Origin of the sequence: Aquincola tertiaricarbonis, assembly GCF_023573145.1 — a bacterium.
Lineage (GTDB): Bacteria > Pseudomonadota > Gammaproteobacteria > Burkholderiales > Burkholderiaceae_C > Aquincola > Aquincola tertiaricarbonis_B.
Genome location: NZ_CP097636.1, coordinates 2,896,022 through 2,915,515, shown reverse-complemented (window position 1 = coordinate 2,915,515; position 19,494 = coordinate 2,896,022). Strand labels below are relative to the sequence as shown.

The following is a 19,494-nucleotide window of genomic DNA, read 5'->3' as shown; positions in this document are numbered from 1 at the left end:
GCTGAGACCACCGCCAGGTGGTCTTGCTGCAACGATGTGAAGCCCGGCCCAGCGCCGGGCTTTTCTTTATGGTGCCCCCAAGCTCGCTACGCTCGCGCCCCCCCGAGGGGGAGCACCCGCCCTTGGGGCGGCCCGGCGGGCGGGTGGTCAGGCCTCGGCGATCGCCGGGTCGATCTGGTGGTTCTGGCCGCCGCGGCTGCCGATCTTGAGGGCGCCCAGGCGGTTCCCCAACGCAGCGCAGCGGGGCAGGTCCCAGCCGCGTTCCAGGCCGTACAGCAGGCCGCCCCGGAAGGCGTCGCCGCAGCCGGTGGGGTCCAGCACATCGCTGGCCTTGACGCCCGGCACCAGCGTGCGCTGGCCCTGCTGCCACACCTCGCAGCCCTGGTCGGCCAGCGTGACGATCACGCCCTGCAGGTGCGAGCGCGACAGCGACTCGATGTCGGTGCCCATGCGTTCGACGAGCATGCGCGCTTCGTAGTCGTTCACCGTCACCCAGGTTGCCTGCTCGACGAAGCGGCGCAGCTCGGCACCATCGAACATCGGCAGGCCCTGGCCCGGATCGAACACGAAGGGGATGCCGGCCGCATGCATCTGCTGCGCATGCAGCAGCATCGCGTCACGGCCGTCGGGCGCGATGATGCCCACCTTCAGGTCGCTGCGGGCCGGCACCTCGGTCAGGTGCGCCAGGCTCATCGCGCCGGGGTGGAAGGCCCAGATCTGGTTGTTGTCGGCATCGGTGATGCACATGCCCTGCGCCGTGTAGCTGTCGGCCACCGTGTGGATGCACGAGGTGTCGATGCCCAGGCCCTGCAGCCGCGTCACGTAGTCGGCGCCGTCGCTGCCCACCGCGGCCATCACCACCGCCTGGCCACCCAGGGCCTGCAGCGTGTAGCCGATGTTGCCGGCGCAGCCGCCGAACTCGCGGCGCAGCGTGGGCACCAGGAAGGACACGTTCAGGATGTGCACCTGCTCGGGCAGGATCTGCTGCGCGAAGCGGCCCGGGAAATTGGTGATCGTGTCGAACGCGAGCGATCCGCAGATGAGGGCGGCCATGGTGGCTCCTGGAGAAGAAGAACGGAAAGGATCAGGGGTAGAAGATCTCGGCGCTGTAGCCGGTGATCTTGCGATCGCCACCCGCCAGCACGCCTTGCAGCGGCAACGTGGCCCCAGGGGCGATGGTGCTGCCATGGGCCCCCAGGCTGCTGGCGTTCAGTACCTTGCGCGCCACCACCTGGCCTTGCGCATCGGTCAGCGTGAGTTCCAGCGAAGGCAGCATCACCGGCACCCGGTCGTTGTTGCGCAGTGTGGCGGTGAACTCGTACTGGTTGGTGCTGCCTTCCAGCATCACCAGGCCACTGCTCTCCACGGCCAGGCTGTCCACCCGGCGCATCGGCTCCACCTGGCAGCCGGCGATGGCGCACAGGCCGCGCAGCACGGGGGCCGATTCGGGCCAGCGGGCGGCCAGCACGTCGCGCCAGCGCAGCCCCAACTGGGCCAGCAGCAGCAGCGCCAGCAGCACCGCCGCCACCGCCAGGGCGCTGCGCACGCCTGGCCGCTGCCACGCCGTGGCGGGCTTGGGCGGCCGCGGCGTTCTGCCGGCGGCTGCCGGTGCACGGCGCATGAATTCGGGCGTGGGGGCCGCGGTGGCGGCGCTGCCCAGGCCGGCCGCCGCCGCAGGCACGGTGGGGGCCCGGCCCGGCGCAGGCAGGTCGGGCGGTGACTCGCGCATGGGCAACGGCGCCGAACGGCCGTACACCGGGGGCTCGTTGCGGTCCAGGTCGTCGAGCTCGTCCAGCGGTGCCTGCGTGGGTTCGAAGCGGGGTGGGTCGAGGTCGCGGGCCGAAGCCGCCGGGGCTGCCTCGCGGGCGCTGCGGTAGGGCGCATCGAAGCCCGACGCATAGGGCGCGTCGTCCGGCTCGTGCAGCAGCGGGCGGTGGTCCAGCCGGGCCGAGGCGGGCTGGTCTTCCTCGGGCAGGTCCGAGGGCTCGAAGGGCGGCGGCTCCAGCGGCCCCAGCGGGCGGCTGCTGCGCGCGGCCACCGGCTCCGGCAGCGGCGCGCTGGGCGGAGGCACGGGTGGTGGTAGCTCCATGCCGTCGCGGCCGGGCAGGCCATCGGCCTCGGCACCGGCAGGCCAGGGCGGCGGCGCTTCCTGTTCCAGGTCGAACAGCGATTCCAGCGCGTTGAACACCGCTTCGCAGCGGCCGCAGCGCACCCAGCCTTCAGACACCTTCAGCTGGTCTTCGACCACGCGGAAGACGGTGCCGCACTGCGCGCAGCGGGTGGCCAGGCTCATGGTGCGAAACGGGCCGTCATCAGCACCCAGCCGTCTTCACGGTCGTGCACCGCCAGTTCGCACCAGGGCGCGTAGGCGGCCGTCAGTTCGTCGGCCTGGCGCTCCAGGATGCCGGCCAGCACCAGGTCGCCGCCCGCGGCCACATGGCCGCACAGCAGCGGCGCCAGCAGCTTGAGCGGCGTGGCCAGGATGTTGGCCAGCACCAGCGGGTAGTGGCCACTGGCCAGTTCGGGCAGGCCGGCGTTCAGCTGCACGCCGTTGGCCTGGGCATTGGCCTGGGTGGAGGTCACGGCCGCCGGATCGATGTCGACCGCGTCGATGGCCTGGCCGTTATGCAGCGCCGCGCCGATGGCCAGGATGCCCGAGCCGCAGCCGTAGTCCAGCACCCGCTGCCAGCCGGCGCGGCGCTCGTCCGGCTGCGTGGCGATCCAGCGCAGGCACATGCGGGTGGTGGGGTGGGTGCCGGTGCCAAAGGCCAGGCCCGGGTCGAGCCGGATGATCTGCTGCGCGGCGGCCGGCGGCTCATGCCAGGTGGGCACGATCCAGAAGCTGGGCGTGATCTCGACCGGCGCGAACTGCGATTGCGTCAGCCGCACCCAGTCCTGCTCGGGCACCGGCTGCAGGCCTTGCATCGCCACGTCAGCGGCCCAGTCCTGGGCCAGCAGCAGCGTGGCGGCTTCGGTGGCGGCGGCTTCCTCGGGAAACAGCGCGCGCAGCGTGGAGCGCTGCCAGCCGGCCTTGGGCGCGGGCATGCCGGGTTCGCCGAACAGCGCTTGCTCGGCCTCGCTGTCGGCATCGGCGTCTTCCACCGACACCGACAAGGCGTCCAGCTCCAGCATCAGCGCATCGGACACCGTCTCGACCAGCGATTCGGGGGCGCGCAGGATCAGTTCAAACATTGACGCGCTTACCGTTTGTGCTGGGCCAGCCAGCCTTCCAGGTAATGGATGCTGGTGCCGCCTTCGATGAACTTGGCATCGACCATCAGCTCGCGGTGCAGCGGGATGTTGGTCTGGATGCCTTCGACCACCGTCTCGTCCAGCGCGGTGCGCATGCGGGCCAGGGCCTGCTCGCGGGTGTCGCCGTGCACGATGATCTTGCCGATCATCGAGTCGTAGTTCGGGGGCACGAAGTAGTTCGAGTAGATGTGCGAATCCACCCGCACGCCCGGGCCGCCCGGCGGGTGCCACATGGTGATGCGGCCCGGCGACGGCACGAAGGTGTACGGGTTCTCGGCGTTCACCCGCACTTCGATGGCGTGGCCGCGCTGCTGGATCTGGCGCTGCGCGAAGGGCAGCTTCTCGCCGGCGGCCACGCGGATCTGCATCTGCACGATGTCGATGCCGCTGACCATCTCGGTCACCGGATGCTCCACCTGCACGCGGGTGTTCATCTCGATGAAGTAGAACTCGCCGTTCTCGTACAGGAACTCGAAGGTGCCGGCACCGCGGTAGCCGATCTTCTTGCAGGCGGCGGCGCAGCGGTCGCCGATGCGCTCGATCACGCGGCGCGGGATGCCCGGTGCCGGCGCTTCTTCGATGATCTTCTGGTGGCGGCGCTGCATCGAGCAGTCGCGCTCACCCAGCCACACCGCGTTGCGGTGCGAGTCGGCCAGCACCTGGATCTCGATGTGGCGCGGGTTCTGGAGGAACTTCTCCATGTACACCGCCGGGTTGCCGAAGGCCGCGCCGGCTTCGGCCTTGGTGGTCTGCACCGCGTGCAGCAGCGCCGCTTCGGTGTGCACCACGCGCATGCCGCGGCCACCGCCACCGCCTGCAGCCTTGATGATCACCGGGTAGCCCACCGCGCGGGCGATCTTGATGATCTCCTTCGGGTCGTCGGGCAGGGCGCCTTCGGAGCCGGGCACGCAGGGCACGCCGCTCTTGATCATCGCCTGCTTGGCCGACACCTTGTCGCCCATGATGCGGATCGACTCGGGCGTCGGGCCGATGAAGACGAAGCCGCTCTTTTCCACCCGTTCGGCGAAGTCGGCGTTCTCGGACAGGAAGCCGTAGCCCGGGTGGATGGCCTCGGCGTCGGTCACCTCGGCGGTCGAGATGATCGCCGGCATGTTGAGGTAGCTCTGCGCCGACGGGGCCGGGCCGATGCACACGGCTTCGTCGGCCAGCTTCACGTACTTGGCGTCGCGGTCGGCTTCGGAGTAGACGACGACCGACTTCACGCCCATCTCGCGGCAGGCGCGCTGGATGCGCAGGGCGATCTCGCCGCGGTTGGCGATCAGCAGTTTCTTGAACACGCGGCCGACCTCACTCGATGATGAACAGCGGCTGGCCGAATTCGACGGCCTGGCCGTTGTCCACCAGGATCTTGGCGATCGTGCCGCTCTTGTCGGCTTCGATCTCGTTCATGATCTTCATCGCCTCGATGATGCACAGCGGCTCGCCTTCCTTGACGGCCTGGCCCACTTCGGCCAGCGGCTTGGCGCCGGGGCTGGAGGCGGCGTAGAAGGTGCCGACCATCGGCGACTTCACCACGTGGCCGCTGGGTTCGGCCGGGGCTTCGGCCACCGGCGCCGGTGCGGGCGAGGGCACGGCGGTGGTGGGAGCCGCGATCTGCTGCGCCACCGGCGTGGCGGCCGGCACGTAGGCCTGCGGCGCGGCCTGGGGGTCGGCCTTGACGATGCGCACCTTGCCATCGGCTTCGGTGATCTCGAGCTCGGAGATGTTCGATTCCGACACGAGGTCGATGAGCGTTTTGAGCTTGCGCAGATCCATTCTTCGTTCTCCTGCGCGCAAAGCCGGGCAAGCCCGGGCTCACGCGCGATCAGTCCAGTTTTGTGGCGAAACGGCAGGCATCGGCCGCCCGTTCGTCGACCCCGCGTCGCCGCGGAACAACAAGGCCGCGAATAATTGCGAGAGGGGCTGCGGGGAGCGAACTCTACGCGGTTTATCCGCCGTTACCCGGTGTTGACAAAAAATAGAAGGGTGTTAGGGCTTGACGGGCCAGGAAGGCGCCTTAGCCCACCGAACGGGCCCAGCCGGCCAGTTCTTCATAGCTGGTTTCACCCAGCTTGCGCTGCAGTGGCCGGCCATCGGCGCCGAACACCACCGTGAAGGGCAGGGCGCCCGCGGTGTTGCCCAGCCGTTTGGACAGGTCGGTGCCTTCCAGCCCCGCCAGCCCCACGTGAAAGCCCAGTGGCTGCTTGCGCAGGAACTCGCGCACCGGCGTCGGCCCATCCACCGCCAGGCCCACCACCTGCCAGCCGGCCGGCTTGAACTCGGTGTGGAAGCGGTCGATCTGCGGCAGCTCCTTGACGCAGGGCGGACACCAGGTGGCCCAGAAGTTCAGCACCAGCGGCTTGCCGCGCAGGCTGGCCATCTGCAGCTCGCCGCCTTCGGGGCGCGTGAAGCTGAGCGACCACAGCGCGGCAGCGGCTTCGTCGTCCACCGCGCCCGGTTGCAGCCGCCACCAGGCCAGGCCGGCACCGGCCGCCGCGGCAGCCAGGCCCACGCCGGCAAAAAGAGTACTGCGTCGGTTCATCGGGTGATTGTCTCCGCGGGGCCTTTGTCCTCGCCGGCCTGGGCCATCAGCCGCCGCAGCGCGCCCAGGTCGCCGCGCAGCGTGCGGCCGGTGGCGTCGGGCTTGAGGGCGCCGCGCAGGTCGTCCAGGTCGCGCACCGCCAGGAACAGCGTCACCTGCTCCTGCAGCTCGGGGCTCCAGCTGGCCAGCGACAGCAGGTCGATCGGCTCGCCGCGCGGCGAGGGCAGGCTGCCCACGTCGTAGTCCACGCCCTGGTTGATCAGCGCGATCTCGGCCGACTTGGTGTCGTCGCAGTACAGGTCGATGTGCAGCGCCGACAGCCGCGTGGCCGTGCCGCGCCAGGCCGCGCCCGACAGGTGGGGCCGGAATTCGGCCAGCCGCTCCAGCCAGCGCATGGCCAGGCTGCGCAGCGCTGCCAGCTCGGCCGGCTGGGTGTCGGCGCAGAACACCGCGATGTACTCGCGCACCGCGTCTTCCACCGCCTCGTTGCTGGGCAGGTCGGCCGGGCGCGAGCGGCCCAGCGAACGGGCCGCCTTGCGCTTGGCGGGGCCGTACTCCATGCCTTCTTCCACCACCAGGCGGGCGGCGGTGGCGGCGATGTCGGCACTCATGGATTCACTCATGCGGCAGGCTCCTCAAGGCAGTTCGACGGCCGGCATGCGGGCCGCCACCGTGCCGGCACGGCCGACGATGTAGGGCGAGGCGGGCCGCCGCTCGAAGCGCTTGGGCGCCGGCAGCATCACCGCCAGCCGGGCGGCCTGCGGCGTGCTCAGCTGCGCCGCGTCCACCCGGAAGTAGTGGCGGGCCGCCGCCTGGGCCCCGAACAGGCCTTCGCCCCATTCCACGTTGTTCAGGTAGATCTCCAGGATGCGCTGCTTGCTCAGCAACGCTTCGAGCATGTAGGTGATCACCAGTTCCTGGCCCTTGCGCAGCGTGGTGCGCTCGGACGAGAGGAACAGGTTCTTGGCCAGCTGCTGGGTGATGGTGGAGCCGCCGACGATGCGGGGCTGGGCCGGTGGGGGCGCGGCCTTGGCGCTTTTGCCCTGGCGCTGCGCGAGTTGCTGGTTGAGCTTGGCGGCCCGCGCCTCGGCCTGCAGGTTGCGGTCCCAGGCCTTCTCGATCGCTTCCCAATCCACGCCGCCGTGGTCCACGAAGCTGGCGTCTTCGCTGGCGATGACGGCGCGCTTGAGCTGTGGCGAGATGCGCTCGTACGGCACCCACTGCTGCGCCCAGGCGGCCTGGCCGTCGGCCGCCAGCAGCCGCCGCGCCTCGCTGCGCTGGAAGGCGGTGGACTGCGGATCGACCACCGCCATCAACGCCACCCGCAGCCCGAAGTACAGCTGCAGCGCCACCGCGCACAGCAGCACCAGGGCGATGAGCCGGCCCGCCTGCTTCATGCCTGCTGCCGGGCCTTGGCGGCCAGCGCCTCGCGCAGCGCGGCGCGCACCGGTTCGGTCTGCGGGCGCACGCCGCGCCAGAGGAAGAAGGCCTCGGCCGCCTGCTCCACCAGCATGCCCAGGCCGTCATGGGCCTGTGCGCCATGGGCGCGTGCCCAGGCCAGGAACGGCTCGGCCGCCGGGCCGTACATCAGGTCGATGGCCAGCGTGCCCGGGCGCAGCGCCGAGGCCGGGGCCGGGATCTCGGCGCCCTGCAGGCTGCTGGCGCTGCTGTTGAGCACGATGTCGAAGGCGCCTTCGGGCTCCTGCAGGCCGCAGGCCTGCAGCGCCACGCCGTGCTGCGCGGCCAGCGCGGCATGCCGCGCCACCAGCGCCTGCGCCTTGGCCGGCGTGCGGTTGGCCACCACGACCTCGCGCGGGCGGCCTTCGATCAGCGGGCCCAGCGCGCCGGCCGCCGCGCCACCGGCGCCCACCAGCAGCACCCGGCTGCCGGCCAGGGCGGTGCCGGTGTGGGCGATGTCGCGCACCAGGCCGATGCCGTCGGTGTTGTCCGCCACCCAGCCGTCGGGCCGCAGGTCCAGCACGTTGGCGGCGCCGGCCAGCGCGGCGCGTTCGCTCACCCGCGCCGCCGTGGCCACGGCTTCCAGCTTGAAGGGCACGGTGATGTTGCAGCCCTTGCCGCCCTGGCGCACGAAGTCGGCCACCGTGGCGGCAAAGCCGTCGAAAGGGCTGAGCACGCGGGTATAGGTCAGGGCCTGGCCGGTCTGCTGCGCGAAGGCGGCGTGGATGAAGGGCGACTGGCTGTGCTGGATCGGGTTGCCGATGACGGCGTAGAGATCGGTGGTCATTTCCTGGGGGCAGCGGAGGCAGAGAGCGTGGTTTCCAGCCCGTCGTCGCGGGTGAAGCGGAAGCGCGAGGTGACGACGATCTGGTCGGCCTCGCTGAGCATGGCATGGTTGAAGCGGCCGTAGGGGGCGGCTGCATGCACGATGGCCACGGCGCGCTGGTCGAGGTGGCGGTTGCCCGAGGACTTCAGCACCTCGGCTTCCACCACACGGCCCAGCGCGTCCACGGTCACGTTCATCGTCAGCTCGCCATACAGCTTGCGGCCCTGGAAGCGCGGAAAGTCCTGCGTGCCGCGTTCTTCGATGCGGCGGCGCAGCCGGTCGTAGTAGGTGGCATAGGTCACCTCGCGCGTGGCGGGGCTGACGTAGCGGCGCCGCGGCTCGGCGTTCTGCTGGTTGATGCGGGTTTCGATCTCGGCCAGCAGCCGCAGCATCTGGCGGCGCTTGTCTTCCTGCGCATCGCCGTCGGCGGCGCCGCTGTCGCGCTGCGGGTCGGGCGGCGGCAGCATGGCCAGCTCGCGCCGCACCTGGGCCAGCAGTTGCTGCTGCTGGCTTTGCATCTGCTCGATGCGGCGCTGGTGGCTGTCGGTGTCCTGGCCGCTGCGCACCTCTAACGTCGGCGGCAGTGGCGAGGTGGCGCGGCCCTGCGCGGCTTCACCGCCGCCGGCCAGCGCGGCCTGGGCCAGCGCCTGCGCCTGGCGCGGTGGCTCGCTGCCGCGGGCGTTGACCAGGATCACCTCCAGCGGCGCTTCGCCCAGCCGTTGCAGCTCGAAGCCAGGCGCCGCCACCTGCACGCCCAGCAGCGCCGCATGCATGCCCACCGAAGCGGCCAGCGCCCAATGCAGCGTGCCCCAGCGGCGCAGCATGATCTTCAGGCCGCCGCGGGGGCGGCACCCTCCTGCGCGGTGCCGGGCTCCGCCGCGTCGCCGGCATCGCCCAGGTCGATGGCCAGCGACAGCGGTGCGGCTTCCTGCACCTCGTCGTCCACCTCGGCCTCGGTCTCGCCGGCGACTGCGGCCACCGCATCGTCCAGTCGGGTGACCAGCTGCGCATGCAGGTCCAGCGTCAGCAGGTCCATGCCGGTGATGCGCACGCGCACATGGGCGCCGCGCGGCAGCTGCTCGCAGCCCGAGGCGCGGAACACCAGCGGCAGCGTGTCGGCCCGCACCAGGCCGTCCTTCATCACCGCGGCGTCCAGTTCGGTCACGCCGTTCTGCTCCAGCCAGCGCAGCGTCCAGTAGCGCTCGATGCCGTGCTGGAAGTCGTTGTAGGCGCCGTAGGCCGCATCGAAGGCCGAGATGATGGAGAACAGCTGCGCGTCCTTGGGCTTGAAGGGCGCGGCCAGCGCGGCAGTGCGGCCGTGGCGGGCGCAGGCGATGATCTGCCACTGGTTCACCAGGTCAACGTACCGGCGCAGCGGCGAGGTGGCCCAGGTGTACTGCGCCACGCCCATGCCGGCATGCGGCAGTGCCTTGGTGCCCATGCGCACTTTGATGCCCGGCGCCAGGCTGGCCTGGCTGCGGTAGATGCCGGGCAGGCCGCATTCGGCCAGCCAGCCGCCCCAGGTGCTGTTGGCCAGGATCATCGCTTCGGCCACGATCAGGTCCAGCGGCGCGCCGCGGCGGCGGGTGCTGATGGTCACGCGCTCGTCGCCCTGCGGCTCGGCGGTGTGGCCTTCCAGGCGGAAGTTGTAGTCGGGGCGGTTGAAGGTCTCGGGCTTGCCGCGCACCACCTCGCGCTGCGCCTTCAGGTGGCGCGCCAGGCGGAAGGCGAAGGCCAGCTCGGGCGCGAAGGCATAGCCGGCCTGCGCCTCACCGGTCAGGGTGGCCTCGGTCACCACATCGTCCAGCTGGTCGTGGCGCAGGTTGGCGGCGATGGGCACGCGCTCCAGCTTGGTTTCGCTGGCGCGCACTTCCAGCGTGGCCTCGTCCATGGTCACGTACAGGCTCACGGCCGGGCAGTCCTGGCCTTCGGCCAGCGTGTAGCGCTGCACCACCTCGTCGGGCAGCATGGTCAGTTTCCAGCCCGGCATGTACACGGTGGACAGGCGCTCGCCGGCCACCTTGTCGATGGCGCTGCCCGGCGTGATGGCCAGGCCCGGTGCGGCGATGTGCACGCCGAACACCACGGTGCCGGTGCCCAGGCCCTGCACCGACAGTGCATCGTCGATCTCGGTGGTCTGCGAATCGTCGATCGAGAAGGCCTGCACTGGCGCCAGCGGCAGCGGCTCGGCAATCGCCGGGGCCTGCAGCGCCGGAAAGCCCGTGCCCTTCGGGAACTGCTCGAACAGGAAGCGCTTCCAGTGGAACTGGTAAGGGCTGCGGATGGCACCGGCCGCCTTCAGCAGGTCCAGCGGCGCGCGCTGCGAGCGCTTGGCGGCCTCGACCACGGCCTTGTATTCAGGCGCGTTCTTGTCGGGCTTGAACAGGATCTTGTAGAGCTGCTCCTGCACCGGCGCCGGGCAGGTGCCGGCCGCCAGCTCGGTGGCCCAGGCCTCGATCTGCGCGGCCTGCTGCTTCTTGCGCTCGATGCCCAGCAGCGCCGCCTTCACCGTTTCTTCGGGCGCCTTTTTGAACACGCCCTTGCCCATGCGCCGGAAGTAGTGCGGCGCCTCATAGAGGCGGAAGAGGGCGGCGGCCTGCTGCTCCAGCCCGGCCTTGGCGTCGAAGTAGTCGCGCGCCAGGTCGGCAAAGCCGAACTCGCCCTCGGGGGCGAATTCCCAGGCCAGGTCCAGGTCGATCTCGGTCGCCAGGCGCTGGCCGGCGGCGATCAGCTCGGCCGGGCCGGGCTTGTCGAACTTCATCAGGACATTGGCCAGCTTGACCTTGACGCGCTTGCCCGAGTCGAGCTCGATCTGCATCGAGCTCTCGGCCTCGGACATCACACGGCCGGCCAGGAACTTGCCGGAATCATCGAACAGTGCATACATCCGGCCGATTGTCCCACCCCTGGACAACGCACCGGGTGCCCCATCAAACGGTCATGCCGCCAGACACTTCGATCACGGCACCGTTGACGTAGCTCGCCTCGTCGCTGGCCAGGAAGGCGTACACGTTGGCGATCTCCTCCGGCTTGCCCAGCCGGTGCAGCGGCACCTGCTCACGCATCTGCTGCAGCACCTTGTCGGGGATGGTCGAGAGGATGGGCGTTTCCACGAAGCCCGGGGCCACCGCATTCACCCGCACGCCCTTGGGGCCCAGCTCGCGGCTCCAGGTCTTGGTGAAGCCGATGACACCGAACTTGCTGGCCGCATAGTTGGTCTGGCCAAAGTTGCCGTAAATGCCCACCACGCTGGAGGCATTGAGGATCACGCCGCCGCCCTGCGCCGTCATGGTCTCGGCCACCGCCTGCGCGCAATGGAACACGCCGCGCAGGTTGACGTCGATCACCGCGTCGAACTGCGCCTCGGTCATCTTCACCAGCCGCGCGTCCTTGGTGATGCCGGCGTTGTTCACCAGCACGTCGATGCGGCCATGGCGCGCTTTCACCGCCGCCACCATCGCATCGACCTGCGCGCGGTCGGTCACGTCCACCACATGGCCTTCGGCGCAGCCGGCGCGGCCGGTGTGCTCGATGCAGTGCGTCACCGCGCTGTCCACCGCGGCGGGCTTGATGTCGCAGACGATGACGGTCGCGCCTTCGGCCGCGAACTTCGTGGCGGTGGCCAGGCCGATGCCCTGGGCCGCGCCGGTGACGATGCAGATCTTGTCTTTCAGTCGCATGCTTGCTTCAGGTGAGGTGGAGAAAGTCGAGCACGAAGGGCAGGTGCTCGTCGAAATCGCTGATCGCGTGGTCGCCGCCTTCCAGCAGCCGGATGTGCGCGCCGGGGTAGCGGCCGGTCATCTCCTGCCAGCTCAGCACTTCGTCGCCCTTGCAGATGACGGCGGCATAACGCTCGGGGCGGGTGATGGCGGGCACCGTGAGGGCCTGCAACTCGCCGATGAACTCGGGCCGGAAATAGAAGTGCTGCGCCGGGTCGTGGAAGGCGGTCTGCTCGCCGATGTACTTTGCCAGGTCGCGCGCAGGGTCGACCGCCGGGTTCAGCAGCACCGCCGGGCAGCCGCTGCGCTCGGCCACCGCAGTGGCGTAAAAGCCGCCCAGCGAGCTGCCCACCACCGCCATGCGCCCGACCGGCCAGCCGGCAGTGCCTTGCGTGATGAGTTGCATCGCCGCCTGCGGCGAGGGGGGCAGTTGGGGGCACCACCAGGTCACGTCGGGTCGGTGGGCCTGCATCCAGGCCGCCATGCGCTGCGCCTTGAAGGATCGCGGGGAAGAGCGGAAACCGTGCAGGTAAAGCAGGTGGCTGGGGGCGGAACGGTGCATCGTGGCCCCAGTCTATCGGCGTGATCTGAACCCTGGCTTGCGCCGCGTGGGAACATCCGGCCCTTGCTGTTCGACCCCGTTGAAAGCCGACATGCGTCTGACCCCCCAACCCTTGCGCCTGACCGCCGTTGCCACGGCCTTGTTGATCCTTTCCGGCTGCGCCGCGCTGCAGCCGGCCACCGCGCCGCGTGCGGCACCGGCGGCCACGCCGCCGACGGCTGCCGCAGGCGGGGGCGCCGCCAGCATGGCCGCTGCCGCGGGCGCCCCGGGTGCGCCGTCGGCTGCCCCTGGCGCGGCCACGCCGCCCGCCGCCGGGGCCTCGGGCCCCGCCGCCACGTCGGGCGCGGCACCGGGCGCGGCGGCCGCGCGGCCCGAAGCCGGCGCGCCCCGGCCCTTCGCCGACGTGATCCGCGATGCCAAGGTGGACGACGGTTACTTTCCGATCTGGCGCAAGGACGAGAAGGTGTGGATCGAGGTGCCGGCCGACCGCTTCGGCCAGCCTTTCCTGCTGACCGCGGGCATCAGCAGCTCGGTGGGTGAGCGTGGCCTGTATGGCGGCCAGATGGGCAACGGCTGGATGGTGGAGCTGCGCCGCATCGGCAACACCGTGCAGCTGGTGGCCAAGAACACCGACTTCGTGGCCTCCGGCGACCCGGCGCTGGCGCGCACCGTGCGCCAGAGCTTCTCCGACAGCCTGCTGGGCGCCGCGCCGGTGGCCAGTGCCGAGCATCCGCAGCGCAAGTCGGTGCTGGTGGACGCCAGCTTCCTGCTGTCGGACATGGTGAGCTATTCGACGCTGCTGGAAAGCGCCTACCGCCTGCCCTACAGCCTGGACCGCGGCAACTCGTGGTTCGAGAGCGCGCGCTCGGACGCCCGCAGCGCCACGCTCAGCGCCAACCTGCACTTCGTGACGCCGCGCATCCCGGCGCCGCCGCTGGTGCGCCCGCCGGTGCCGGTGCCCACGCCGCCCACCACCACGCCCGACCCGCGCAGCCTGTTCGTGGGCGTGGTGTACAGCCTGCAGGCGCTGCCGCAGCAGCCCATGCGCCCGCGCGCCGCCGACCCGCGGCTGGGCCACTTCACCGACGCATACACCGACTACGGGCTGGAGATGAAGCCCAACCTGCGCGTGCACCACGTGGCCCGCTGGCGGCTCGAGAAGAAGGACCCGTCGGCCGCGCTGTCCGAGCCGGTGCAGCCCATCACCTACTGGCTGGACCGCAACATTCCGCAGCGTTACCGCGCCTCGGTGGAAGCCGGCGTGCTGGAGTGGAACAAGGCCTTCGAGCGCATCGGCTTCAAGAACGCCATCGTGGTCAAGCAGCAGCCGGACGACGCCGATTTCGACACGCTGGATGCCTCGCATGCGTCCATCCGCTGGTTCGTCGGCAGCGACGTGGGTTTTGCCCGCGGCCCCAGCGTGCGCGACCCGCGCACCGGCGAGATTCTGGACGCCGACATCGCGATGAGCGACGTGTTCGCTCGCGGCGCCCGCCGCGTGGCCAGTGAAGACCTGGGCAGCATGCCGACGCGGCTGACGGCGCTGGGCGGCACGCTGGGCCACCGCCACGACGCCTTCTGCGACTTTGCCGAGCAAAGCGCCGACGAGGCCGCCTTCGCCTTCGACCTGCTGGAAGCCCGCGCCGACCTGGCACCGGACAGCCCGCAGGTGGAGGCGCTGGTGCAGGCCTATGTGAAGGACGTGATCATGCACGAGGTGGGTCACACCCTGGGCCTGAAGCACAACTTCAAGGCCTCCACCACCGTCAACCGCAACCAGCTGCAGGACAAGACGTACACCGCCGCCAATGGCGTCGTCAGCTCGGTGATGGACTACACGCCCTTCAACATCGCGCTGGCCAACGAACGTCAGGGCGACTACGTCACGCCCACGCTGGGCGCCTACGACTACTGGGCCATCGAGTACGCCTACAAGCCGTTTGCGGCCGAGCAGGAGCCGCAGGAGCTGGGCCGCATCGCTGCGCGCAGCACCGAGCCGCAACTGGCCTATGCCGATGACAGCGACGCCGATGCCGGCCCGGGCGGTGGCATCGACCCCTACACCAACCGCTTCGACCTGGGCAACGAGCCGCTGGAGTGGTACCGCAAGCGCTTTGCGCTGTCGCGCGAGTTGTGGGACCGGGTGCAGGCCCGTGGCGCGCGGCCGGGCGACGACCCGCAGCGTGAACGCCGGGTGCTGGCCAGCGGCTTCCGCCAGCTGCGCGACATTCCGCAGCTGACGGCCAAGTACGTGGGCGGCATGGTGGTGCAGCGCGACCTGCCGGGCACCACCGGCCGGCCCACCTACAAGCCGGTGGACCCGGCCCGCCAGCGTGAGGCGCTGCGCTTCCTGGCCGACAACGTGTTCAGCGTGGACAGCTTCCGCTTCCGCCCCGAGTTCCTGGCCAGCCTGAGCCCCGACTTCAACGAGTGGGAGCGGGGCCAGCCGGTCAGCATCCCGACCCTGGTGCTGGGCCTGCAGACGCAGGCGCTGGACCGCCTGATGACCGCCGGCACCGCGCAACGGGTGCTGGACCTGCCGGCCTACCTGAGCGCGCGCGAGCGCCCGGGCGCGCTGACGCTCAACGAGGTGTACGGCACGCTGCAGTCCAGCATCTGGCGCGAGCTGAAGCAGGGCGGCGAGATCGACGGCATGCGCCGCAACCTGCAGCGCCAGCACCTCAAGCGGGTGCAGGCGCTGCTCACCAAGACCAGCGACCTGCCGGCCGACGCGATGAGCCTGGTGCGCATGCAGGCCACCGAGCTGCAGGCGCAGCTCAAGGCCAGTGCGGGGCGCACCGGCCTGTCACCCGAAACCCGGGCTCACCTGCAGGAAAGCCTGAGCACCTTGAGCGAGGCGCTGCGGGCGACGATGGTGCGCGGCTAGCCCTTGTTCAGCGCCTTCAGCAGCTTGTCGTGCACCCCGCCAAAGCCGCCATTGCTCATGCACAGCACATGGTCACCCGGCTTGGCGGCGCGCACCACGGCGGCCACCAGGGCGTCGATGTTGTCGTGCACCGAGGCCTGCGCGCCCATCGGCGCCAGCGCTTCGCGCGCGTCCCAGCCCAGGCCGCCGCCGTGGCAGAAGCTCAGGTCGGCCTCTTCCAGCGACCAGGGCAGCTGCGCCTTCATCGTGCCCAGCTTCATCGTGTTGGAGCGCGGCTCGAACACCGTCAGGATGCGCGCCAGCCCCACCTTGCGGCGCAGGCCGTTGACGGTGGTGCGGATGGCGGTGGGATGGTGCGCGAAGTCGTCGTACACCTTCACGCCACCGGCCTCGCCGCGCAGCTCCAGCCGGCGCCGCACGTTCTCGAAGCGGCCCAGCGCCTTGCCCGCCACCTCGGGGTCCACGCCCACATGCTCGGCCGCGGCGATGGCGGCCAGCGCATTGAGCTGGTTGTGCTCACCCAGCAGCGGCCATTCCACGCGGGCGATCTTCAGGCTGCCGCGCAGCACGTCGAAGGCATGCGGCTCGCCGCGGGCGCGCAGCGTGCCGGGCTCTTCACGCGGGGCGCCGAAGCGCACCGTCTCGCTCCAGCAGCCGCGTTCCAGCACGCGCTGCAGCGCCGCCTCACGCGCATTGACCACCAGCCGGCCGCTGGCGGGCACGGTGCGCACCAGGTGGTGGAACTGGCGCTCGATGTCTTCCAGCCGGTCGAAGATGTCGGCGTGGTCGAACTCCAGGTTGTTCAGCACCGCGGTGCGGGGCCGGTAGTGCACGAACTTGCTGCGCTTGTCGAAGAAGGCGGTGTCGTACTCGTCGGCTTCGATGACGAAGGGTGCTCCTTCGCCCAATCGGGCCGAGACGCCGAAGTTCTGCGGCACGCCGCCCACCAGGAAGCCCGGCTTCAGGCCCGCGGCTTCCAGCACCCAGGCCAGCATCGACGTGGTGGTGGTCTTGCCGTGGGTGCCAGCCACCGCCAGCACATGGCGGCCCTGCAGCACATGCTCGGCCAGCCATTGCGGGCCGCTGGTGTAGGGCAGGCCGGCGTCCAGGATGGCTTCCATCAGCGCATTGCCGCGGCTGACGACGTTACCGATGACGAAGAGGTCGGGTTTCAGCTTCAGCTGGCTGGCGTCGAAGCCTTCGATCAGCTCGATGCCCAGCTGGCGCAGCTGGTCGCTCATCGGCGGGTAGACATTGGCGTCGCAGCCGGTGACGCGGTGGCCCGCTTCGCGCGCCAGGGCGGCCAGGCCGCCCATGAAGGTGCCGCAGATGCCGAGGATGTGAATGTGCATGGCAAAGATTTTAGGAGGCGGTGGTGCAGGGCTTGAGCTGGATCGGTGAGCACGCGTGGCTGTACCCGGCGCTGGAAGTGGTGCACATCCTGGGCATCGCGATGCTGCTGGGCCCGTTGATGCTGCTGGACTTGCGCGTGTGGGGTGCCGGCGCCGCGCTGCCGGTGCAGCCGCTGGCGCGGCTGAGCCTGGGCCTGACGGCGGGCGGCTTCGGGCTGGTGCTGCTCAGCGGGTTGCTGATGTTTGGCAGCCAGCCCGCGGAACTCCTGGCGAATCGGCTGTTCATCATCAAGCTGGGTCTGGTGATGCTGGCGGGGCTGAATGCGCTGTGGTTCCATTCGCGCGAGGGTCTGCAACGCCTGGATACGCTGGCCCGCGTGCAGACCGCAACATCAGTGGTGTTGTGGCTGGCGGTCATCATCTGTGGTCGGTGGCTGGCTTACTGATGGAACGCTGCCGAAAAGGAGTTCACATGCAACGCAGACAGGTTCTCGCAATCGCCGTGCCGGGCATGCTGATGCTGGCCGGCCAGGCCCGCGCCCACCATGGCTGGAGCGGCTTCGACCAGCAGCGGCCTTTGTATCTGCAGGGCAAGGCGGTGCAGGTGCAATGGCGCAACCCGCACGCCGAGCTGACGCTGGAACGCCCGGCTGACCTGGCGCTGCCGACCGATCTGGCGCAGCGGCCGGTACCTCCGCAAACCGCGCCGGTGGACGGCCCGGCGTTGCTGTCGGCTGCCCGGCTGCCAACGCGCAATGACAAGCGCTGGACGATCGAGCTGGCGCCGCTGACGCGGCTGGAAGCCTGGAAGATGCCGCGCATCGAGGCGGGCTCCGAGGTCGCCGTGTTGGGGTTTGCGGCGGCGGGGGAGCAGGGGGATGCTGTGCTGCGGGCCGAGTATGTGTGGGTGGGTGGCAAGGCTTACGGGTTGAGGTCTTCGCCGGCTTGATGTCGGCATTGGCTGTTTGCGTGGGCCGTCTGTTCTGGTTTTGTTCGGCCGCCGCGCGGTGGGCGGGGTTCGGCGGGGCTCATGCTGGGGCGGTCGTCCCTGCGGGCCGACTCCACTGCGGTGCTCGCGTCGAGGTCGCGCGGCAAAACTCGCTACGTTCGCTGACGCTCACTGCGCTCGAACAATTGCCGCGAGTCAGTTCACGAAGCGCGCTCACGCGCGCCGACCTCGCCGCTGCGCTCCTCGCCGCCCCACAAATCGCCCCGCCGCCCCCCGCCCACCGCACGGCTCGGACTGGCGAGTGCTACCCCCTTAGCAGGCCGGGCAGGGAAACACCGTCGGCACTTTGCGCAGGGCTGTGCGGGTGGGCCCGGGGGCGCATCTGGAGCGCCGAGCAACGCAGGGTGGGTGGCGGCGCGCGCAGCGCGCATCGTCAACTGATTTCCGGCCGACTGTCCGAGTCGCAGTGCGCGCAGCGCACGGAGGCGAGTTGGGCCGGAGCCACCCACCCGAGTAGCGCAGGGCAGTCCGCGCAACGCGCGGACCGCGGAAGCTAAGCCCCCGGGCCCGCCCGCACGGCCCGGAGCAAACCGCCCACACCCGCAAAGGTGTGCTCAGGCGAACAACACAGAGGCCGCAGGCAGTCAGCCCAAAGCCAACGCTTCAGCAGCCGCCGACACCGTAGCGGCAATGTCATCTGTCGTATGCGCCGCACTCACGAACCCAGCTTCGTACAGCGCCGGCGCCAGGTACACCCCACGGTCCAGCATCGCGTGGAAGAAGCGGTTGAAGCGCTCCTTGTCGGTGGCCAGCACCGCGTTGTAGTGCTGGGGCAGCTCGCTGGCGAAGAAGAAGCCGAACATGCCGCCTTGATGGTCGAACACCATCGGCACGCCGGCCTTCTGCGCCGCGGCATCCAGGCCCTGCACCAGTGAGGCCGTGGTGGCCGACAGCTGGTCGAAGAAGCCCGGCTTGCGGATCTCGCGCAGCGTGGCCAGGCCGCAGGCGGTGGCCACCGGGTTGCCCGACAGCGTGCCGGCCTGGTAGACCGGGCCCAGCGGCGCCAGCAGGCTCATCACCTCGCGCGAGGCGCCGAAGGCCGCCAGCGGCATGCCGCCGCCGATCACCTTGCCGAACACGCTGATGTCGGGCGCAAAGCCCGGGATCAGCTGCGCATACAGGCTTTGCGCGCCGCCCAGCGCCACGCGGAAGCCGGTCATCACCTCGTCGAAGGCCAGCAGCGCGCCGTGCTGGGTGCACAGCTCACGCAGCCGCCGCACGAAGGGCACCTGCGCCCGCACGAAGTTCATGTTGCCGGCAATCGGCTCCAGCATCACGCAGGCCAGCTGGTCGCCGTGCAGCGCAAAGGCTTCTTCCAGCTGCTCGAGGTTGTTGTACTCCAGCACCAGCGTGTGCTGCACCACCTCCGGCGGCACGCCCGCGCTGGTGGGGTGGCCGAAGGTGGCCATGCCCGAGCCACCCTTGACCAGCAGCGCATCGGCGTGGCCGTGGTAGCAGCCCTCGAACTTGATCAGCATCGGCCGGCCGGTGGCGCCGCGCGCCAGGCGGATGGCGCTCATCGCCGCTTCGGTGCCGCTGCTCACCAGCCGCACCTGCTCGATGCTGGGCACCAGCGAGATGATCTCCTCGGCCAGCTCGATCTCGCGCTCGGTGGGTGCGCCGAAGCTGAAGCCTTCGGTGGCCGCCTTCTGCACCGCTTCCAGCACCGCGGGGTGGCCGTGGCCCAGGATCATCGGTCCCCAGGAGCCGATGTAGTCGATGTAGCGCTGGCCGGCCGCATCGAAGATGTACGGGCCCTGCGCCCGGCTGATGAAGCGCGGCGTGCCGCCCACGGCGCGGAAGGCGCGCACCGGCGAATTCACACCACCGGGAATCACGCGCTGCGCGCGCTCGAAGAGTTCAGCGTTCTTGTCGGTCATGGGTTGC

The 19,494-nt window shown here is 70.3% G+C and carries 18 protein-coding genes; 3 read left to right on the top strand and 15 right to left on the bottom strand.

Annotated elements, in window-relative coordinates:
* Positions 1 to 147: 147 nt before the first annotated feature.
* From MW290_RS27800 to MW290_RS27740, 13 genes are all read right to left on the bottom strand, one after another.
* Positions 148 to 1,053: a carbohydrate kinase family protein gene (locus tag MW290_RS27800; protein WP_250197601.1), complete on the bottom strand. Its 906-nt coding sequence runs from the start codon at positions 1,051 to 1,053 to the stop codon at positions 148 to 150.
* A 31-nt stretch (positions 1,054 to 1,084) separates the two neighbouring features.
* The gene (locus MW290_RS27795; protein ID WP_250197600.1) at positions 1,085 to 2,293 is read right to left on the bottom strand and encodes a DUF3426 domain-containing protein; all 1,209 of its coding nucleotides are present in this window, start codon (positions 2,291 to 2,293) and stop codon (positions 1,085 to 1,087) included.
* The gene (gene prmA / locus MW290_RS27790) at positions 2,290 to 3,192 is read right to left on the bottom strand and encodes a 50S ribosomal protein L11 methyltransferase (RefSeq protein WP_250197599.1); all 903 of its coding nucleotides are present in this window, start codon (positions 3,190 to 3,192) and stop codon (positions 2,290 to 2,292) included. Before prmA ends, MW290_RS27795 begins: the two co-directional genes overlap by 4 nt.
* Positions 3,193 to 3,200: 8 nt before the next feature.
* Positions 3,201 to 4,550, bottom strand: coding sequence for an acetyl-CoA carboxylase biotin carboxylase subunit (accC, locus tag MW290_RS27785; protein ID WP_250197598.1), 1,350 nt, complete (start codon positions 4,548 to 4,550; stop codon positions 3,201 to 3,203).
* 10 nt (positions 4,551 to 4,560) lie between these two features.
* On the bottom strand, positions 4,561 to 5,028 hold the full coding sequence (accB, locus tag MW290_RS27780; RefSeq protein WP_250197597.1) for an acetyl-CoA carboxylase biotin carboxyl carrier protein: 468 nt from the start codon (positions 5,026 to 5,028) through the stop codon (positions 4,561 to 4,563).
* Positions 5,029 to 5,269: 241 nt separating this feature from the next.
* Positions 5,270 to 5,794 carry a TlpA family protein disulfide reductase gene (locus MW290_RS27775; RefSeq protein ID WP_250197596.1) on the bottom strand — a complete coding sequence of 175 codons (525 nt, stop codon included), beginning with the start codon at positions 5,792 to 5,794 and terminating at the stop codon, positions 5,270 to 5,272.
* Positions 5,791 to 6,417 carry a hypothetical protein gene (locus MW290_RS27770; RefSeq protein WP_250197595.1) on the bottom strand — a complete coding sequence of 209 codons (627 nt, stop codon included), beginning with the start codon at positions 6,415 to 6,417 and terminating at the stop codon, positions 5,791 to 5,793. The genes MW290_RS27775 and MW290_RS27770 overlap by 4 nt, the downstream gene beginning before the upstream one ends.
* A 12-nt stretch (positions 6,418 to 6,429) precedes the next feature.
* The gene (locus MW290_RS27765) at positions 6,430 to 7,191 is read right to left on the bottom strand and encodes a transglycosylase domain-containing protein (protein WP_250197594.1); all 762 of its coding nucleotides are present in this window, start codon (positions 7,189 to 7,191) and stop codon (positions 6,430 to 6,432) included.
* The gene (gene aroE, locus MW290_RS27760) at positions 7,188 to 8,039 is read right to left on the bottom strand and encodes a shikimate dehydrogenase (RefSeq protein WP_250197593.1); all 852 of its coding nucleotides are present in this window, start codon (positions 8,037 to 8,039) and stop codon (positions 7,188 to 7,190) included. Before aroE ends, MW290_RS27765 begins: the two co-directional genes overlap by 4 nt.
* Positions 8,036 to 8,902: an energy transducer TonB gene (locus tag MW290_RS27755; protein ID WP_250197592.1), complete on the bottom strand. Its 867-nt coding sequence runs from the start codon at positions 8,900 to 8,902 to the stop codon at positions 8,036 to 8,038. Before MW290_RS27755 ends, aroE begins: the two co-directional genes overlap by 4 nt.
* Before the next feature lie 5 nt (positions 8,903 to 8,907).
* Positions 8,908 to 10,965, bottom strand: a complete 2,058-nt coding sequence (locus tag MW290_RS27750; RefSeq protein ID WP_250197591.1) for a ribonuclease catalytic domain-containing protein — start codon at positions 10,963 to 10,965, stop codon at positions 8,908 to 8,910.
* A gap of 43 nt (positions 10,966 to 11,008) precedes the next feature.
* A complete protein-coding gene (gene fabG / locus MW290_RS27745; protein ID WP_250197590.1) occupies positions 11,009 to 11,758 on the bottom strand; it encodes a 3-oxoacyl-[acyl-carrier-protein] reductase in 750 nt (249 codons plus the stop codon).
* A gap of 7 nt (positions 11,759 to 11,765) precedes the next feature.
* Complete coding sequence (locus MW290_RS27740) at positions 11,766 to 12,359, bottom strand: YqiA/YcfP family alpha/beta fold hydrolase (RefSeq protein WP_250197589.1); 594 nt, start codon at positions 12,357 to 12,359, stop codon at positions 11,766 to 11,768.
* 91 nt (positions 12,360 to 12,450) lie between these two features.
* Between MW290_RS27740 and MW290_RS27735 the strand changes: the two genes are divergently transcribed.
* A complete protein-coding gene (locus MW290_RS27735) occupies positions 12,451 to 15,246 on the top strand; it encodes a zinc-dependent metalloprotease (protein ID WP_250197588.1) in 2,796 nt (931 codons plus the stop codon).
* Here MW290_RS27735 and mpl read toward each other — a convergent pair.
* Entirely contained in the window at positions 15,243 to 16,598 is a 1,356-nt protein-coding gene (gene mpl / locus MW290_RS27730; protein WP_250197587.1) for a UDP-N-acetylmuramate:L-alanyl-gamma-D-glutamyl-meso-diaminopimelate ligase, read from the bottom strand. The genes MW290_RS27735 and mpl overlap by 4 nt on opposite strands.
* A gap of 23 nt (positions 16,599 to 16,621) precedes the next feature.
* Here mpl and MW290_RS27725 point away from each other — a divergent pair, with 23 nt between their 5' ends.
* Together MW290_RS27725 and MW290_RS27720 are read left to right on the top strand one after the other, a co-directional pair.
* Positions 16,622 to 17,044, top strand: a complete 423-nt coding sequence (locus MW290_RS27725) for a hypothetical protein (protein ID WP_375142864.1) — start codon at positions 16,622 to 16,624, stop codon at positions 17,042 to 17,044.
* 26 nt (positions 17,045 to 17,070) lie between these two features.
* Positions 17,071 to 17,547: a DUF6152 family protein gene (locus MW290_RS27720; protein ID WP_250197585.1), complete on the top strand. Its 477-nt coding sequence runs from the start codon at positions 17,071 to 17,073 to the stop codon at positions 17,545 to 17,547.
* Between the two features lie 644 nt (positions 17,548 to 18,191).
* On the opposite strand, the gene hemL is transcribed toward MW290_RS27720, so the two are convergent.
* Positions 18,192 to 19,487, bottom strand: a complete 1,296-nt coding sequence (gene hemL / locus MW290_RS27715; protein ID WP_250197584.1) for a glutamate-1-semialdehyde 2,1-aminomutase — start codon at positions 19,485 to 19,487, stop codon at positions 18,192 to 18,194.
* Between the last annotated feature and the right edge of the window lie 7 nt (positions 19,488 to 19,494).

Bases quoted from the DNA above. Each gene is read 5' to 3' on its own strand.
- MW290_RS27800 (WP_250197601.1), bottom strand. From the start codon at position 1,053: ATGGCCGCCCTCATCTGCGGATCGCTCGCGTTCGACACGATCACCAAT.
- MW290_RS27795 (WP_250197600.1), bottom strand. From the start codon at position 2,293: ATGAGCCTGGCCACCCGCTGCGCGCAGTGCGGCACCGTCTTCCGCGTG.
- prmA (WP_250197599.1), bottom strand. From the start codon at position 3,192: ATGTTTGAACTGATCCTGCGCGCCCCCGAATCGCTGGTCGAGACGGTG.
- accB (WP_250197597.1), bottom strand. From the start codon at position 5,028: ATGGATCTGCGCAAGCTCAAAACGCTCATCGACCTCGTGTCGGAATCG.
- MW290_RS27775 (WP_250197596.1), bottom strand. From the start codon at position 5,794: ATGAACCGACGCAGTACTCTTTTTGCCGGCGTGGGCCTGGCTGCCGCG.
- MW290_RS27770 (WP_250197595.1), bottom strand. From the start codon at position 6,417: ATGAGTGAATCCATGAGTGCCGACATCGCCGCCACCGCCGCCCGCCTG.
- MW290_RS27765 (WP_250197594.1), bottom strand. From the start codon at position 7,191: ATGAAGCAGGCGGGCCGGCTCATCGCCCTGGTGCTGCTGTGCGCGGTG.
- aroE (WP_250197593.1), bottom strand. From the start codon at position 8,039: ATGACCACCGATCTCTACGCCGTCATCGGCAACCCGATCCAGCACAGC.
- MW290_RS27755 (WP_250197592.1), bottom strand. From the start codon at position 8,902: ATGCTGCGCCGCTGGGGCACGCTGCATTGGGCGCTGGCCGCTTCGGTG.
- MW290_RS27750 (WP_250197591.1), bottom strand. From the start codon at position 10,965: ATGTATGCACTGTTCGATGATTCCGGCAAGTTCCTGGCCGGCCGTGTG.
- fabG (WP_250197590.1), bottom strand. From the start codon at position 11,758: ATGCGACTGAAAGACAAGATCTGCATCGTCACCGGCGCGGCCCAGGGC.
- MW290_RS27740 (WP_250197589.1), bottom strand. From the start codon at position 12,359: ATGCACCGTTCCGCCCCCAGCCACCTGCTTTACCTGCACGGTTTCCGC.
- MW290_RS27735 (WP_250197588.1), top strand. From the start codon at position 12,451: ATGCGTCTGACCCCCCAACCCTTGCGCCTGACCGCCGTTGCCACGGCC.
- mpl (WP_250197587.1), bottom strand. From the start codon at position 16,598: ATGCACATTCACATCCTCGGCATCTGCGGCACCTTCATGGGCGGCCTG.
- MW290_RS27720 (WP_250197585.1), top strand. From the start codon at position 17,071: ATGCAACGCAGACAGGTTCTCGCAATCGCCGTGCCGGGCATGCTGATG.
- hemL (WP_250197584.1), bottom strand. From the start codon at position 19,487: ATGACCGACAAGAACGCTGAACTCTTCGAGCGCGCGCAGCGCGTGATT.